This window comes from Burkholderia arboris, from assembly GCF_902499125.1.
In the GTDB taxonomy this organism is placed as follows: Bacteria; Pseudomonadota; Gammaproteobacteria; order Burkholderiales; family Burkholderiaceae; genus Burkholderia; species Burkholderia arboris.
The window spans coordinates 18,011-32,850 of the sequence record NZ_CABVPX010000046.1 but is presented as its reverse complement, the minus strand read 5'-3'; the positions used below and the strand labels follow the sequence as shown (position 1 = coordinate 32,850).

The window sequence follows — 14,840 nt, the reverse complement described above, 5'->3', positions numbered from 1 at the left end:
GTTCAATCCTCACCCAGCAGCATCGCGTCGATGCCGTCGCACAGGCAGTGGATGGTCAGCAGATGGACTTCGTGGACGCGTGCCGCGCGAACGGCGTGCACGCTGATCGGAATATCGGTATCGGACAACGCGGCCGCGACTGCATGGCCATTGCCGCCCGTCAGTGCGACGACGGTCATCTCGCGCTCGTGCGCCGCTTCGATCGCGGCCAGCACGCGCGACGACGCGCCGCCCGAATCGAGCACCAGCAGGATGTCACCGGTCTGGCCGAGCACGCGCACCTGCTGCGCGAACAGTTGCTCGGCGGCCATCGCACCCATGAGACCGGCCTGCGACGCATCGGTGGCCAGCGCGATCGCGGGCAGGCCCGGACGCTCGCGCTCGAAACCGCCGACGAGCGACGCGGCGAGGTACTGCGCGGCGGCAGCCGACGGGCCGTCACCGCACGCGACGATCTTGTTGCCGTTCGCCAGCGCGGCGAACATCGCATCGACCGCGGCTGCGATCGGCAACGCCAGCGCGTCGGCTGCTTCGGCGTGAAGCGCGGCGCTGTCGTGGAATTGTTGCTGAATACGTTCGACTGACATCGATTCCTGGTGAACTGGGCGCGTGGCACATGTCGCGCGACATCGTGGGTGCGGCGAGTTTACCGTACTCCGGCACCCACTCCGGGGGTCCGGCAAGAACTCTTTACATCTCGTCACAGCTCGCGGCTACGCATCGTCGGTACGAAATGCGTCGCGCAGCCACGCAAGCCGCCCGGCCTCGAACGCGACGACGTCGAAACGGCACGCGGCACCGGCACCGTGTCGCGCCCAGAACTGCAACGCCGCCGCGACGAGACGCCGCCGCTTGCGCCAGCCGACGCTCGCGGCCGCGCCGCCGTGCCGGACGCTGCGCCGTGCACGCACTTCGACGAACACGAGCATGCCGTCGGGCTCGCGCATCACGAGATCGAGCTCGCCGCCGCGCATCGTCACGTTCGCCGCGACGAACCCGAGGCCGCGGCGCTCGAGAAACTGCCGCGCGCGCTGCTCGAACGCCGCGCCGACCGGTTTGGATCGCGCCGCGCCGGAAAAGTTGTCGCCCGCGCGCGGCAAACCGCGCCCGTCGCCCGGGCCGGCCGGCGCCGCGTGGCACAATGCCGACCTTGTTCCGCTTGCGCCGCGATTGCGTGCATTGCCTGCCATGACTGCCCTCCTCGAACTCGCGCATACGCAGCACTACCCGGACGCCGCGCTTTACGTGGTCGCCACGCCGATCGGCAATACCGCCGACATCACGCTGCGCGCGCTGCACGTGCTCGGCCTCGCCGACCGCATCGCGGCCGAAGACACCCGCAACACGGGCCAGCTGCTCGCCCGCTACGGGATCTCGAAGCCGCTCCTGGCCGTGCACGAGCACAACGAACGCGAAGCCGCGCAGCGCGTGATCGAGCTGCTGCGTGGCGGCGAACGCGTGGCCTACGTCTCGGACGCCGGCACGCCCGGCATCTCGGACCCCGGCGCCCGGCTCGTCGACGCGGTGCGCGACGCCGGCTTCGCGGTGATCCCGCTGCCGGGCGCGAGCGCGGCCGTGACCGCGCTGAGCGTGGCCGGCGGCTGGGCCGGCGCGTTCACGTTCGCGGGCTTCCTGCCGCCGAAGGCCAAGCAGCGCGCAACCGCGCTGCAGGCGCTGGTGTCGCACCCGTATGCGCTGGTGTTTTACGAAGCGCCGCACCGGATCGCCGAAACCGTCGCCGCGCTCGCCGATGCGTTCGGCCCCGCGCGCCGGCTGCTGATTGCGCGCGAACTCACCAAACTACACGAGCAGCTGTTCCAGGGCACCCTGGCCGAAGGACAGACCTGGCTTGCCGGTGATGCGAACCGTCAGCGCGGCGAATTCGTGCTGGTCGTCGAAGGCGCGCCGGCGGCGAGCGGCGAAGCCGACGACACCGCGCACGACGCGCTGCTCAGGCTGCTGCTGGAAGAAGTGCCGGTGAAGAGTGCCGCGAAGCTCGCGGCCGCGCTGACGGGCGCATCGCGCAACACGCTGTATGCGCGTGCGCTCGCGCTGAAGGAAGGCTGACGCGGGACGACGCCGCGCCGGAACGACAAAGGGCTGCCGGAAGGCAGCCCTTTGTACTCGATACTTGATACCTGATGCGTGTGCGGACGAACCGCCGCGTCACTTCGCCGAGATCGACGCGAACATTTCGTCACGGGCCTCGCGCGCTTCCTGCGGCGACAGCCCTTCGATCTTCACGCGGCCCGTGCCGGCGTGCACGAGGCCGATCACCTTGGCAGCCGCATACGACAGGTCGAGCACACGGCCGCGCTTGAACGGCCCGCGATCGTTGACCTTCACGACGACCCACTTGCCGGTCGACGAGTTCGTCACCTTGATGTACGACGACAGCGGCAGCGTGCGGTGCGCGGCGGTGAACGCGTTCATGTTGAAGCGCTCGCCGTTCGCGGTGCGGCGGCCGTGGAAATCCCGCCCGTACCACGAAGCGCGGCCCGTCTGGCGGAAGTCGGACACATCCTTGCCGTCGATCGGCTCGGCGTCGGCCAGCGACGATTTCTTCGCGTCCTTGCTGTCCGTCGCCGGCATCGATGCCAGCGCGGAATCGAAATTGAGTTGCTGCTTGTCGTCGTCCGCCTTCGCGGCAGCGGCCGTCTTGTCGACCGCTTTCTTCTGGTTCGCGCTGCTGGTGGTCTGGCTGGGTGGCACCGCACAGCCCGTCAGCGCAAAAAACAATGCAATGGTCCCGAATCGACTCGGAAAACGTAAATTCATCGACGTGTCGCCTTCTGGTTCGGGCCGCTCCTTCACAACGCTGCGCTACTGCGCAGACACGCGGCCCGGACGGCAAATGCGTGCACGCCCCGCTCGGATGCGAGCAGGCGGCTAGCATGGGCGCGGCTTTCGTCTATGCCGCAACCGTCCTGATTAGTTTTCACGTCTGGCGCAACCTGTCCCCAACAGCCTGACCAGACCCCACATGCCGCCATCGAACATGGCTTCACGTTCGCGCGCGTCGATACGACCAACGCACAGGAACGGCGGCACAGGCCTCATCCGGCGGCGCGGCAGCAGGGCCGCAAGGCGGGCGCGCAGCACCCGGCCGGACAAGACGTGAGCACCGAATGTTCGGTGCTGGATACACCGCCGGACTCCCCGGCGGCTGATGCTTGACGGTGAATCGGACGCCTCTTTTAACGGGGCCGAAACACCAGCGAATGGCGTGAAATTCACGCGCAATGGAGCGCATTATACATAAATCAAAACGTTGTCCCGAAAAGCCCCCCGGCGGACCATTGATTCTCACTATGGCTGTAACAATCGACATGCTCCGGGAATGCCCTCGTCCGCACGCCTCGGCATGCGGCGCACGAGCGGCAGGCGGCGCGCGCGACCGGTACAATCGCTCCTTTTAGCCGCCGGTGCCCTCATGAAAGTCACGCTCATTCCGGTCACGCCGTTCCAGCAGAACTGCTCGCTGCTCGTCTGCGAGAAAACGGGCCGTGCCGCCGTCGTCGATCCGGGCGGCGATCTCGACCGGATCCAGCAGGAAGTCGCGCGGCAAAACGTGCAGGTCGAGAAGGTGCTGCTCACGCACGGGCACATCGATCACTGTGCGGGCGCGAAGACGCTCGCGACGCACTACGGCGTGCCGATCGAGGGGCCGCAGGAAGAAGAACGCTTCTGGATCGAGAAGCTGCCGATGCAGAGCGAACGCTTCGGTTTCCCGGCCGCCGACACCTTCGAGCCCGACCAGTGGCTGAACGACGGCGACACCGTACAGTTCGGCGACGAGACGCTCGAGGTCTATCACTGCCCGGGCCACACGCCCGGCCACGTCGTGTTCTTCAGCCGCGAGCATCGCGTCGCGATCGTCGGCGACGTGCTGTTCGCCGGCTCGATCGGCCGGACCGATTTCCCGCGCGGCAATCACGAGGATCTCGTCCGTTCGATCAAGGAAAAGCTGTGGCCGCTCGGTGACGACGTCACGTTCGTGCCGGGCCACGGCCCGGTGTCGACGTTCGGCGACGAGCGCCGCACGAACCCGTTCGTGTCCGACAAGGTGTTCGGATGAACCAGACTGCCATCCCGGAAATCTACGTCAGCACCGACGTCGAGGCCGACGGCCCGATCCCCGGCCCGCACTCGATGCTGAGCTTCGCATCGGCCGCCTACACCGAGGACAAGCAGTTGATCGCGACCTTCTCGGCGAACCTCGAGACGCTGCCCGGCGCGCAGGCGCACCCGGTGCAGGAAGCCTGGTGGAAAACCGAGCCCGAAGCCTGGGCCGCGTGCCGGCGCGACCTGCAGGCGCCGGAGGCGGCGCTGGTCGCATACGTCGACTGGGTCGAGGCGCTGCCCGGCAAGCCGGTGTTCGTCGCCATGCCGGCCGGCTTCGATTTCACGTTCATGTTCTGGTACATGATGCGCTTCGCGGGACGCTGCCCGTTCTCGTGGTCGGCACTCGACATCAAGACGCTCGCGTTCGCGATGACCGGCCTGCCGTACCGCAAGGCGATCAAGCCGCGCTTTCCGAAGCACTGGTTCGACGACCATCCGCATACGCACGTCGCGCTCGACGACGCGATCGAACAAGGCGCGCTGTTCTGCAACATGCTCGCCGACCTGCGCCGGCAGCAGGCCGCGCTCGCGGGCCTCGCCGTGTCGGACACCGATCGGTCGGAAAACGCGGGGGCGGGGCAAAATCCCACGGATCCGCGGGCAAATTAGCGAATCTCGCTCAGCAGCGCCACACCAGATTGCGTTTCCTTTCCCGGCCCTCTAACATTCAGCATGTTGTTGCTGCCGCATGGAGGCGCAGGTGACGCTCGATTCCTTTTCGCAAAAAATCCTTCGCCTGTTGCAGCTCGACGCGCGCCGTTCCGTACAGGAAATCTCCGACCAGGTCGGCCTGTCGAGCACGCCGTGCTGGCGCCGCATCAAGGACATGGAACAGTCGGGCGTGATCCAGCGCTACACGGCGCTGCTCGATCGCGAGAAGCTCGGGCTGCACGTCTGCGCGCTCGCGCACGTGCACCTGACGCGCCACAACGAAGGCGGCGTCGAGCAGTTCGAGCGCGAGATCGCGACCTGCCCGGAAGTCACCGAGTGCTACAGCACGACCGGCGAAGCCGATTACATCCTCAAGATCGTCGCACCGGACATCAAGGCCTACGACGTGTTCCTGCACGAACGGATCTTCAAGATCCCGGCCGTGTCGCAGGTGCGCACGAGCGTCGTGCTGCGCGAAATCAAGTTCGACACGCAACTGCCGCTGTAACGCACGGGCCGGCACGGCCGGTTCGCCGCGTTCGCAGTTACCGGCCGCGGGTTACACCTGCGCGGGCATCGCGCGCGTAAAGCCGATCCGGCGTGCGCCGAACTCGCGCTCCAGCGCGCCGACGTCGATCCGGCCGGCCAGCGCCGCGTCGGTATCGCGCGGATCGCTGGCGAGCGTCACGTCGATCTCGAGCCCCGTACTCAGGTAATGCAGGTTGATCGTCGCCGCACGCAGCCCGCGCCGCGCGAGCGCGGCCTCGAGCCGTGCGGCAATCTCGCCGCGCGGCGGCAGCGCGAGCGCCGGACGGCGCGCCGCGTCGTTCTCGGGATCGACATGGATCAGCGCATCGAGCACGCGCGGGTCGGACAGGACGCGCGCCCGCGCGGTCTCAGCGATGTAATGCCCTTCGGAGACGGAGATCTTCGGATCGACGAGGATGTGCGCATCGACGAGCGCGGCATCGCCCATCTTGCGCGTCCGCAGATCGTGCACATCGCGCACGCCGGGTGTCGCGGCGAGCAGCGCGCGGATCTCGGCCGTGTCGGCCGTATCGAGCGCGCGATCCGAGAGGTCCTGCAACGCGTCATAGCCGAACGTCCAGCCCATGCGCGCGACCATGAAGCCGACGATCGCCGCGGCGATCGGGTCGAGCAACCGCACGCCGGCCAGGCTGCCGACGATACCGATCGCGACCACGAGTGACGACGCGGCATCCGAACGCGCATGCCAGGCGTTCGCGACGAGCATCGCCGAGCGCACGCGCCGCGCCTCGCGCAGCATGTAGCGAAACAGCGCCTCCTTCGACACGAGCACGGTCAACGCAACAATCAGCGCGGAAAAATGCACGGCCGGGATGTTTTCGAGATTAACGAGGCGGTCGCCGGCGCGCCAGAGCATGCCGATCCCGACCGCAATCAGGATCGCGCCGAGAAACAATGACGCGACCGTCTCGTAGCGGCTATGGCCGTAATTGTGGTCGGCATCCGGCGATGCGCCGCTATGGCGATTCGCAACCAGCACGACAAAATCCGAGATCAAATCGGATATCGAATGCACACCGTCAGCAATCAATGCCTGCGAATGCGCAATCACACCAACGGCGATCTGAAATGTCGCCAGGACGACATTCAGAACAATACTGACAAGCGTGCTCTTGCGCGCAACGGCGTGCTTATCCGCGCTCTGCGCGTCGCCGGAAAAGGTGGACATGAAATATGAGATATCGGTGTGCGATACGCAATTCTATCAAAAGCGCTCCGCAACCCCTTCCAATACCCACAAATTTCTCATTTAAATCAACCGCTTATACGAACGTGTCGCATTTTCATTCACACCGGATTCTTACATTTTTATGACAATGTTTGCGCGCCGGCGGTGCCCGGAAACAAAAAAGCCGCGCTCCTGAACGGACACGCGGCTTTTTTGAAGCACAGGCGACTTAAACAAACGTTTAAATCGCAAACTGTTCGCGGTTCTTGCCGGCAATCCAGCGCGGCGGCTTGCCGCGGCCCGACCACGTTGCGCCTGTTTCCGGATCGCGGTACTTCGCGGCCACGCCTGCGCGCGGACGGCCAACCTTACCTGCCTTCGCGCGGCTGAGACCGAGTTCGGCGAGCGAAAAGCCATAGTCGGCAATTTTCTGCTTCACGTCATTCAGCACTTCAGCGTATTCACGCGACTTTGCTTCTTCGATTTGCTTCTCCAGCTTCTCCCGCTGGGCCAGCAGGTCCTTGTAAGAAGACATAGTTTCCCTTTCTATCTGACCAATGGCGCCGGTCTGCAGCCAGCTCACCATTCATGAAATATATGTGCCTCGGATTTTCGAAGGCAGAGATTAGCACAAAAAAGATTTGATAGAAGAGAGATTCATGAAAATCCCGAGACCCATTGTAATTCGCGCATGTCATTTTGACCGGCTGCGGCCTTTTCTCAAATTTTTACGCGCGTACACAGAGATTAGGACATTAGTGATTGCCTATTCGGGCTATCAACATACGCAATTACCCTCTATTCGGGAAAATCGAAGCTTTCATCGGACGACAGCTTTGCAAAAACCACATGACGCGGTTTGCTAAACGGACAAATCACTGACCCGCGACGTCACGTCACATCCCGTGCGCATGCAATCAGCCGGTCGCGCAGCGCCCCGGTATCGGCCGACGGCGCGTCGAATGGCGTGCGCACGCGGCGGCCGTCGCAACGCCAGTCGGCACCGTGGCGATCGACACCGAGCAAATCGAGCCCGTCGCGACGTGCCGCGCCCCCGTCGTAGGCCTCCCACAGCGCCTGTTCGTCGTCGAACGCAAGCGACGGCAGTACATCGAGATGCGTGCCGTCGACCCAGCCCATCCGCCCGAAACCGCCGATATAGCGCAGCCGTTCGACATCGAGCGCCCAGAACGCGAAATCGCCGAGGGCAAGATAGCGCGCGGCGTCCGGTTCGTAGCGCAGATAGCGCGCCGCGACGTGCGGATCGTCTCCCAGCGGCACGAACCGGCCGAGCAACGTTGCGCGTTCGGCGTTCAGGACGTCGCCATCGGTCGCATCGACGACGAGGAAGCCCGCGCGCGGATCGGCGGCAAGGTTGCGGGTGTGCTCGGCCAGGCCGCTCACGAGGATGACGGGCCGATGGCTTGCATCGGGTGCAAACGGAACGACCGTCGGATACGGGAAACCCTGCGGATCGCGCGCATGGGTGGCGAGCGTGCCGAGCGCGCAGCGGTGCAGCAGATGCAGGGCAAGGGCGGGATCGATGTTCAAGAGGACTCCTGCGGTCGAAGGGCGGTACGCCGGGCTTGCCGTGCGCGCTTCGATGTTACCCGCCGGCGCAACGCGCCGCGCATCGGCCGAACGGCCGAACGGCCGAACGATCGGCGTCCGGCGTCCGGCGTCCGGCGTCCGGCGTCCGGCGTCCGGCGTCCGGCGTCCGGCGTCCGGCGTCCGGCAGGATCGTAAGCGGTTCGATAGAATCGGACGATTCCGGCGGGCGCCGCGTGCGTCCGTGCATTTTTTGACGAGCCTTCCCGTGTCCGAATCCTCCTCTCCCGAATCGTCGTCCCCGTTCGCCGCGCCGCCCGACGCGCACCGCGTGCTGCCGCTGCCGGCCCGCCAGCGGGCGCGCACCGCGTCGATGGCGCTGTTCTTCGTCGCCGGCATGATGTACGCGTCATGGGGCGTGCATGTACCGACCGTGCGCGACAAGTTCGCGCTGAGCCCCGGCCTGCTGTCGATCGCGCTGTTCGCGGTCGCCGGCGGCTCGATCGCCGCGATGCTGACCATCGCGCGCTGGATCGCCCGCGTCGGCTCGCGCACCGCGTGCCTCGCCGGCGGGCTCGTGATGTCCGCGTGCGCGGCGCTGATCCTCGTCGTGCCCGACTACTGGATGCTGCTCGCGGTGCTCGCGCTGTTCGGCTTTTCGATGGCGACGCTCGACGTCGCGATGAACGCCGAGGCCAGCGCGGTCGAGATCGCGCTCGGCAAGCCGATCATGTCGTCGCTGCACGGGATGTTCAGCATCGGCGGGATGTCGGGCGCAGCGGCCGGCGGCGCGCTGCTGTCGGCCGGCATGGCGCCGGCCGCGCATCTCGCGCTCGCGGCGGCGGTGAGCGCCGCGGTGCTCGTGGCCGCAGGCCCGGCCGTGCTGCCGCATGTGCCGCACCACGAACAGGCGCACGGCGGCGGCAACCGCTGGCGCTCGCCCGCACTGTGGATGCTCGGCGGCATCGCGCTGATCGCACTGATCGCCGAAGGCGCGATGTACGACTGGGCGACGGTCTACATGCGCGACGTCGTTGCGGCGAGCCCTGCGCTCGCGAGCGCCGCGTATGCGGCGTTCTCGGGCGGGATGGCCATCGCCCGCTTCGCGGGCGACGCCGTGCGTGCGCGCTTCGGCGCGCCGCAGCTCGTGTTCGCGAGCGCGTCGCTCGCATGCGCGGGGATGATCGGCGCGCTGCTGCTGCCGAATCCGGTCGCGGTGCTGACCGGCTTCACGCTGATGGGCCTCGGCCTGGCCAACATGATGCCCGTGCTGTTCGCGGCCGCCGCGCGCGTGAAGGGCATCCACGCGGCCGAAGGGCTCGCGCACGTGGCCGGGCTCGCGTATTTCGGACTGCTGTTCGGTCCGGTCGTGATCGGTGCGGTCGCGCAGGCCGCGAACCTGACGATCGGCCTGTCGGTCGTCGCGCTGTGCGCGGCGCTCGTTGCGGCCATCGCGCCGAAGGTGCTCGCGCACCTGAAGATCTGACCACCCGGCCCACGCCGGCCCGAACGGCCAAAACGGCCAAAAAGAAAGCGCGCATGCGTTGCCGCATGCGCGCTTTCACCCCTTCTGTTGACCGCTTGTTGCGTTACATCTTCACTTCGTCGAGCAGCGACTTCTTGCCGCCCTTGTAGTTGTACAGCGAGATCACGCCGTGCTGCAGGTCGCCCTTCGAGTCGAAGGTCGTCGTGCCGATCACGCCCGTGTAGTTCGTCGCCGGCATGGCCGCGAGGATCTTCGCCGGGTCCGTCGAGTTCGCGCGCTTCATCGCATCGGCGATGATGTACACGGCGTCATACGTGAACGGTGCGTAGATCTGGATCGGCTGGCCGAAACGCTTCTCGTACTTCGCCTTGAACGCGCCGCCGCCCGGCATCTTCTCGAGCGACGCACCGGCTTCCGAGCACACGACGTTGTCGGTCGCATCGCCAGCCAGGTCGGCCAGCTTTTCCGTGCACACGCCGTCGCCTGCGAAGATCTTCGCGCGCAGGCCGAGCTGCTTCGCCTGTTTCGCGAACGGGCCGCCGGTGGCGTCCATGCCGCCGTACATGATCGCGTCCGGATTCTCACCCTTGATCTTGGTCAGAATCGCGCGGAAGTCGACCGCCTTGTCGTTCGTCGCGTCATGCGACATCACCTTCAGGCCGAGCGCCTTCGCCTTCTTCTCGAACTCGTTCGCGAGACCCTGGCCGTAGGCGGTCGAATCGTCGACCACCGCCACGCTCTTGATGCCCTTCGAGTGCGCGTAGTTCGCCAGTGCCGGGCCCTGCTGCGCATCGGTCGCGACCACGCGGTACGTGGTCTTGAAGCCTTGCTGCGTGTACGCCGGGTTGGTCGCCGACGGCGAGATCTGTACGATGCCCGCATCGCTGTAGATCTTCGAGGCCGGGATCGACGTGCCCGAGTTCAGGTGGCCGACCACCGCGACGACCTTGTCGTCGACGAGCTTCTGCGCAACCTGCGTGGCCTGCCGCGGGTCGGCGGCGTCATCCTGCGGGTCGAGTTGCAGCGTGATCTTCTGGCCGCCGACCGTGAGACCCTTCGCGTTGATCTCCTCGACTGCGAGACGTGCGCCGTTTTCGTTGTCCTTGCCCAGGTGTGCAATACCGCCCGTCAAGGGCGCGACGTGGCCGATCTTGACGACTTGATCGGCGGCCGCGTTGCTTGCAGCTGCAACGCACAGCATCGCCGCGGCGGTGATCGGCAACAGCTTTTGCATCTTGATATTCATGTAAGTCTCCAGTTTCGGTCCCAATAAACGCCATCGCCCGGTGCCCCGCTGCCATCCCTGTGTTTGCAATCACTGGACGATTCGCCGGTTGCATCGTTCATGCACTTGGCCTCAAGCACGTGAAAACAGCCGCTTTTAGCAGCCACCCGTCCGTACTTGCGCGCAAGTGTAGGTGATCAAATTAATTTGTGGGACTTTTTTGGGGTAGTGGTAACACTACTGATATGCGCACTTTGGAGCAACCACTCGAATATCGCCGCAAGCCCCGTCGGATAAGGGTTTCCGCTAATTCAGGGCGACCCGCCGAAAGGTCGTTTTAAAAGATTCCCGGGGCATTTCGATTCGGTATTTTGTGCCCGGGATCATTGAATGAAACGCGCGTGACAACACGCGCGTTTCGTCGTCCGATATGAACGATTCAAGCGGCCGTTGCGCGCCATTCGGCATCGAGCGCGGCGACGAGTTGCGACGTCGTCAGCGCATCGCCGCGCCGCCGCGCGAGCGGCGCGCCCTGCCCGGCCCACAGCGACAGGTAGTCGCCGTCGTTCGCACGCGCGGCGGCCTGGCGCAGCGGCTGGGTCAGCGCGTTCTGCACCGGGTACGGTGCGACGTCGGCCACGTGTTCGCCGAGCCGCGCCATCAGCGTGTTGCGCAGCCCGCGCGCATGGCGGCCGGTGATCGCACGCGTGACCTGCGTCGACGTATCGGTGCTCGCGAGCAGGCGCGCCTTCCAGTCTGCCGCGATCGCGCTTTCCGCACAGGTGAGAAACGCGGTGCCGAGCTGGGCGCCCTGCGCGCCGAGCGCGAGCGCGGCCGCGATCCCGCGGCCGTCCATGATGCCGCCCGCGGCGAGCACGGGCAGGCCGGTCGCATCGACGAGCTGCGGCACGAGCGCGAGCGTGCCGATCAGCGCATCGTCGGCGGAACCGATGAACGTGCCGCGATGGCCGCCCGCCTCGGCACCCTGCGCGGACAGCGCGTCGGCGCCGGCCGCCTGCCACGCGAGCCCTTCGGCCACGTGCGTCGCGGTGCCGATCACATAGGTGCCGGCCGCCTTCAGCCGCGCGACGTCGGCCGCGTCGAGCACGCCGAACGTGAAGCTCGCGACCGGCACGCGCAATGCGACGAGTGCATCGAGCTGCGCGCGAAAATCGGGCGCGTAGCGGGCAGGCGCCGTGCCCGGCGGCAAGCCGAGCGCCGCGTTCAGCGGGTCGATCGCCGCCAATGCGCGCGCGACGGTCGCCGCATCGGGCGCGGCGTCCGGCAGCACGAACAGGTTGACCGCGAACGGGCGATCGGTCGCCGCGCGAATGGCGTCGACTTCGGTGGCGAGGCGCTCGGGCGCGAAGGCGGCGGCGCCGAGGCTGCCGAGCGCGCCGGCGTTCGATGCGGCGGCGACCATCGCGGTCGTGGTCGCGCCGACCATCGGCGCCTGCACGAGCGGCAGGCGCAGGCCGAAGCGTTCGGAAAAGGGGGTGGAAAACTGACGGGCAGACATGGCGAATCCTTCGATGACGATGCGCGAAAGCGCTTTGTAAAGGCCGGCACATCGACTCTATCGAAGCGGCGCAGCGCCGAAAAATGAATAATCGAGATCGAAACGATCGCTGCGCGAGAAGCGGGCGCGCGCCCTGCATCACCCGACGATTGGTGGCACACTAGGCCGCCCTCTTTCACCCCGGGGTGCGCATCGCGCATCCCGTTCGCCAGGAGTTCAGAACGTGACTGCCCAATGGATCGACATCCCGACCGGTAACGACAGCTTCGGCGGCTATCTCGCGCTGCCCAAGCGCGGCACGGGCCCAGCCGTCATCATCATCCAGGAGATCTTCGGCGTGAACTCGCACATCCGTGCGGTCGCCGACCAGTACGCGTCCGACGGCTTCGTCGCGCTCGCGCCGGACGTGTTCTGGCGCACGCAGCCGCGCGTCGAGCTGACCTACGAAGGCGCGGATCGCGACAAGGGTATCGAACTGATGAAGAAGACCGACGTGGGTCTCGCGGTGGCCGACATCGGCGCGGCAGCCGACGCGTTGCGTGCCCGCCCCGAAGTGGCCGGCAAGGTCGCCGCGATCGGCTACTGCTTCGGCGGCCAGCTCGCGTACCGTGCGGCCGCGACCGGCAAGCTCGACGCGGCGGTGTCCTATTACGGCGGCGGCATCCAGAATGCACTCGACCTCGCCGACAAGGTCACGCAGCCGATCCTGTTCCACTACGCGGAAAACGACCACGGGATCCCGCTCACGGCCGTCGACCAGGTGAAGGCCGCGTTCGCCGGCCACGGCCACGCGTCCTTCCACGTTTATCCGGGCGCCGAGCACGGCTTCAACTGCACGGACCGCGCGTCGTACCACCAGCGCGCAGCGGCGCTCGCACACGGCCGCACGCTGACGTTCCTCGCCGAGCACCTGTAAAAAGCGCCCGGCTGCGGGCCCGGTGCGCCGGGTCCGCGTTATGCTCCCATCATCGCCACGCGTCACAACGGGGGTGACTGCGATGCACTCGGACTATCTCGCGCATGACGCGATCGGCCTCGCGGCGCTCGTGCGCGACCGCCAGGCGAGCCCGCGCGAACTGCTCGACGCCGCGATCGGCCAGGCCGAGGCGGTCAATAGCGCGATCAACGCGATCGTGCTGCAGGACTACGAAGCCGCGCGCCAGCGCGCGACCGCCGCAACGGAATCCGGCGCCGATGCGCCGTTCGCGGGCGTCCCGTATCTCGTCAAGGATCTCGGCGCGGCGGTGGCCGGGCTGCCGCTGTCGATGGGCAGCCGGCACTACCGGTACTTCGTGCCGGCCGACGATTCGCCGGTGATCGCGCGCAGCCGCGCGGCGGGCCTGAACGTGTTCGGCAAGACCAACACGTCGGAAATCGGCCAGATGCCGTACACCGAACCCGAGCTGTTCGGCGCGTGCCGCAACCCGTGGAATCTCGACCACACACCCGGCGGCTCGAGCGGCGGCGCGGCGGCAGCCGTCGCGGCCGGCATCGTGCCGCTCGCGCATGCGTCCGACGGCGGCGGCTCGATCCGCATCCCCGCATCGTGCTGCGGGCTGTTCGGCCTGAAACCGAGCCGCAACCCGGTGCTCGTCGACCTGCCGTCGAACGGCGAGCTCGTCGTCCAGCATGCGGTATCGCGCAGCGTGCGCGACAGCGCGCTGCTGCTCGACGTGACAACCGGCCAGACGCTGCCGCACGGCGCGCCCGGCACGTTCCTCGGCGCACTCGACACGCCGCCCGGCCCGCTGCGGATCGGCCTCGTCGTCGATCCGATGCTCGCGCCGGCACTCGCCGACGACACGCGCGCGGCGCTCGACGATGCGGCCGCACTGCTCGAATCGCTCGGCCATCACGTCGAACCGGCGACGCTGCATGTCGACTACGCGCGCGCGGCCGAAACCTTCCTCACGCTGTGGGCGACGATCGCCGAGGAAATGGTGCTCGGCGCACGCGAACTGACCGGCCGCACGCCGCGACGCGGCGAATTCGAGGCCGCGACCTGGGCAATGGCGGTGGTCGGCCGGCGCCTCGCGCGCACGCGCCTGCCGGACGTACTCGAATGGCAGCGTCAGCTGACCGTGCAGGTTTCCGGCCTCGTGTCGCGCTACGACGCGATCCTGTGCGCGTCGCTCGCGGCGCCGCCGGTGAAGATCGGCGAGCTGCAGCCCACGCCGTTCGAATCCGCGCAGATGAAGCTGCTCGCCGCGTTGCCGGTGAAGCCGCTGCTGAAGGAAATGCTCGCGAGGTCGTCGGAGAAGGCGTTCGCGTGGGCCGGCTGCACCGAGCTGTTCAACCTGACCGGCCAGCCGGCGATGTCGGTGCCGCTCTACTGGAATGCGCGCGGGCTGCCGATCGGCGTGCAGTTCGCTGCGCGTCATGCCGACGAAGCGCTGCTGCTCAGGCTTGCACGGCAGCTCGAACAAGCGCGGCCGTGGTTCGACCGCCGCCCGCCGCTGATGCAGGCGCAGCGCTGACGCGCGCACGCGCCTGCGCCACGCACCACGCACCACGCACCACGCGTCACGCGTCACGATAAAAAAAGCCCCGCCGGCGAACCCGGCGGGGC

15 protein-coding genes are annotated in these 14,840 nt (G+C 67.0%); 7 read left to right on the top strand and 8 right to left on the bottom strand.

The window, feature by feature from the left end:
• Positions 1-2 precede the first annotated feature (2 nt).
• Both BLA15945_RS34955 and BLA15945_RS34950 read right to left on the bottom strand, forming a co-directional pair.
• Complete coding sequence (locus BLA15945_RS34955; protein WP_174994499.1) at positions 3-587, bottom strand: SIS domain-containing protein; 585 nt, start codon at positions 585-587, stop codon at positions 3-5.
• 126 nt (positions 588-713) lie between these two features.
• Positions 714-1,142: a YraN family protein gene (locus tag BLA15945_RS34950; protein WP_174994509.1), complete on the bottom strand. Its 429-nt coding sequence runs from the start codon at positions 1,140-1,142 to the stop codon at positions 714-716.
• A gap of 46 nt (positions 1,143-1,188) precedes the next feature.
• On the opposite strand from BLA15945_RS34950, the gene rsmI reads away from it, so the two are divergent.
• A complete protein-coding gene (gene rsmI / locus BLA15945_RS34945; RefSeq protein ID WP_059232676.1) occupies positions 1,189-2,067 on the top strand; it encodes a 16S rRNA (cytidine(1402)-2'-O)-methyltransferase in 879 nt (292 codons plus the stop codon).
• Positions 2,068-2,166: 99 nt separating this feature from the next.
• Here the strand turns inward: rsmI and BLA15945_RS34940 are convergent, their stop codons facing one another.
• Positions 2,167-2,778: a septal ring lytic transglycosylase RlpA family protein gene (locus BLA15945_RS34940; RefSeq protein WP_059232677.1), complete on the bottom strand. Its 612-nt coding sequence runs from the start codon at positions 2,776-2,778 to the stop codon at positions 2,167-2,169.
• A gap of 655 nt (positions 2,779-3,433) precedes the next feature.
• Between BLA15945_RS34940 and BLA15945_RS34935 the strand changes: the two genes are divergently transcribed.
• From BLA15945_RS34935 to BLA15945_RS34925, 3 genes are all read left to right on the top strand, one after another.
• Positions 3,434-4,078, top strand: a complete 645-nt coding sequence (locus BLA15945_RS34935; RefSeq protein ID WP_059232678.1) for an MBL fold metallo-hydrolase — start codon at positions 3,434-3,436, stop codon at positions 4,076-4,078.
• A complete protein-coding gene (locus BLA15945_RS34930) occupies positions 4,075-4,734 on the top strand; it encodes a 3'-5' exonuclease family protein (RefSeq protein WP_027788625.1) in 660 nt (219 codons plus the stop codon). Before BLA15945_RS34935 ends, BLA15945_RS34930 begins: the two co-directional genes overlap by 4 nt.
• Positions 4,735-4,813: 79 nt before the next feature.
• A complete protein-coding gene (locus BLA15945_RS34925) occupies positions 4,814-5,284 on the top strand; it encodes an Lrp/AsnC family transcriptional regulator (protein WP_006477376.1) in 471 nt (156 codons plus the stop codon).
• 51 nt (positions 5,285-5,335) lie between these two features.
• On the opposite strand, the gene BLA15945_RS34920 is transcribed toward BLA15945_RS34925, so the two are convergent.
• The 3 genes from BLA15945_RS34920 to BLA15945_RS34910 form a co-directional block, all read right to left on the bottom strand.
• Entirely contained in the window at positions 5,336-6,493 is a 1,158-nt protein-coding gene (locus BLA15945_RS34920) for a cation diffusion facilitator family transporter (RefSeq protein WP_174994498.1), read from the bottom strand.
• 241 nt (positions 6,494-6,734) lie between these two features.
• Positions 6,735-7,028 carry an H-NS histone family protein gene (locus BLA15945_RS34915; protein ID WP_006491875.1) on the bottom strand — a complete coding sequence of 98 codons (294 nt, stop codon included), beginning with the start codon at positions 7,026-7,028 and terminating at the stop codon, positions 6,735-6,737.
• Between the two features lie 356 nt (positions 7,029-7,384).
• Positions 7,385-8,044, bottom strand: a complete 660-nt coding sequence (locus BLA15945_RS34910) for a HugZ family pyridoxamine 5'-phosphate oxidase (protein WP_174994497.1) — start codon at positions 8,042-8,044, stop codon at positions 7,385-7,387.
• Positions 8,045-8,309: 265 nt separating this feature from the next.
• On the opposite strand from BLA15945_RS34910, the gene BLA15945_RS34905 reads away from it, so the two are divergent.
• Complete coding sequence (locus tag BLA15945_RS34905) at positions 8,310-9,527, top strand: MFS transporter (RefSeq protein WP_174994496.1); 1,218 nt, start codon at positions 8,310-8,312, stop codon at positions 9,525-9,527.
• Between the two features lie 103 nt (positions 9,528-9,630).
• Here BLA15945_RS34905 and BLA15945_RS34900 read toward each other — a convergent pair whose 3' ends face one another.
• Positions 9,631-10,773: a branched-chain amino acid ABC transporter substrate-binding protein gene (locus BLA15945_RS34900; RefSeq protein WP_059232681.1), complete on the bottom strand. Its 1,143-nt coding sequence runs from the start codon at positions 10,771-10,773 to the stop codon at positions 9,631-9,633.
• Positions 10,774-11,191: 418 nt separating this feature from the next.
• A complete protein-coding gene (locus tag BLA15945_RS34895) occupies positions 11,192-12,271 on the bottom strand; it encodes an NAD(P)H-dependent flavin oxidoreductase (protein WP_059232682.1) in 1,080 nt (359 codons plus the stop codon).
• 223 nt (positions 12,272-12,494) lie between these two features.
• Here BLA15945_RS34895 and BLA15945_RS34890 point away from each other — a divergent pair, with 223 nt between their 5' ends.
• Positions 12,495-13,187 carry a dienelactone hydrolase family protein gene (locus tag BLA15945_RS34890; RefSeq protein ID WP_059232683.1) on the top strand — a complete coding sequence of 231 codons (693 nt, stop codon included), beginning with the start codon at positions 12,495-12,497 and terminating at the stop codon, positions 13,185-13,187.
• 82 nt (positions 13,188-13,269) lie between these two features.
• Positions 13,270-14,748, top strand: coding sequence for an amidase (locus tag BLA15945_RS34885; protein WP_174994495.1), 1,479 nt, complete (start codon positions 13,270-13,272; stop codon positions 14,746-14,748).
• The last annotated feature ends 92 nt before the right edge of the window (positions 14,749-14,840 follow it).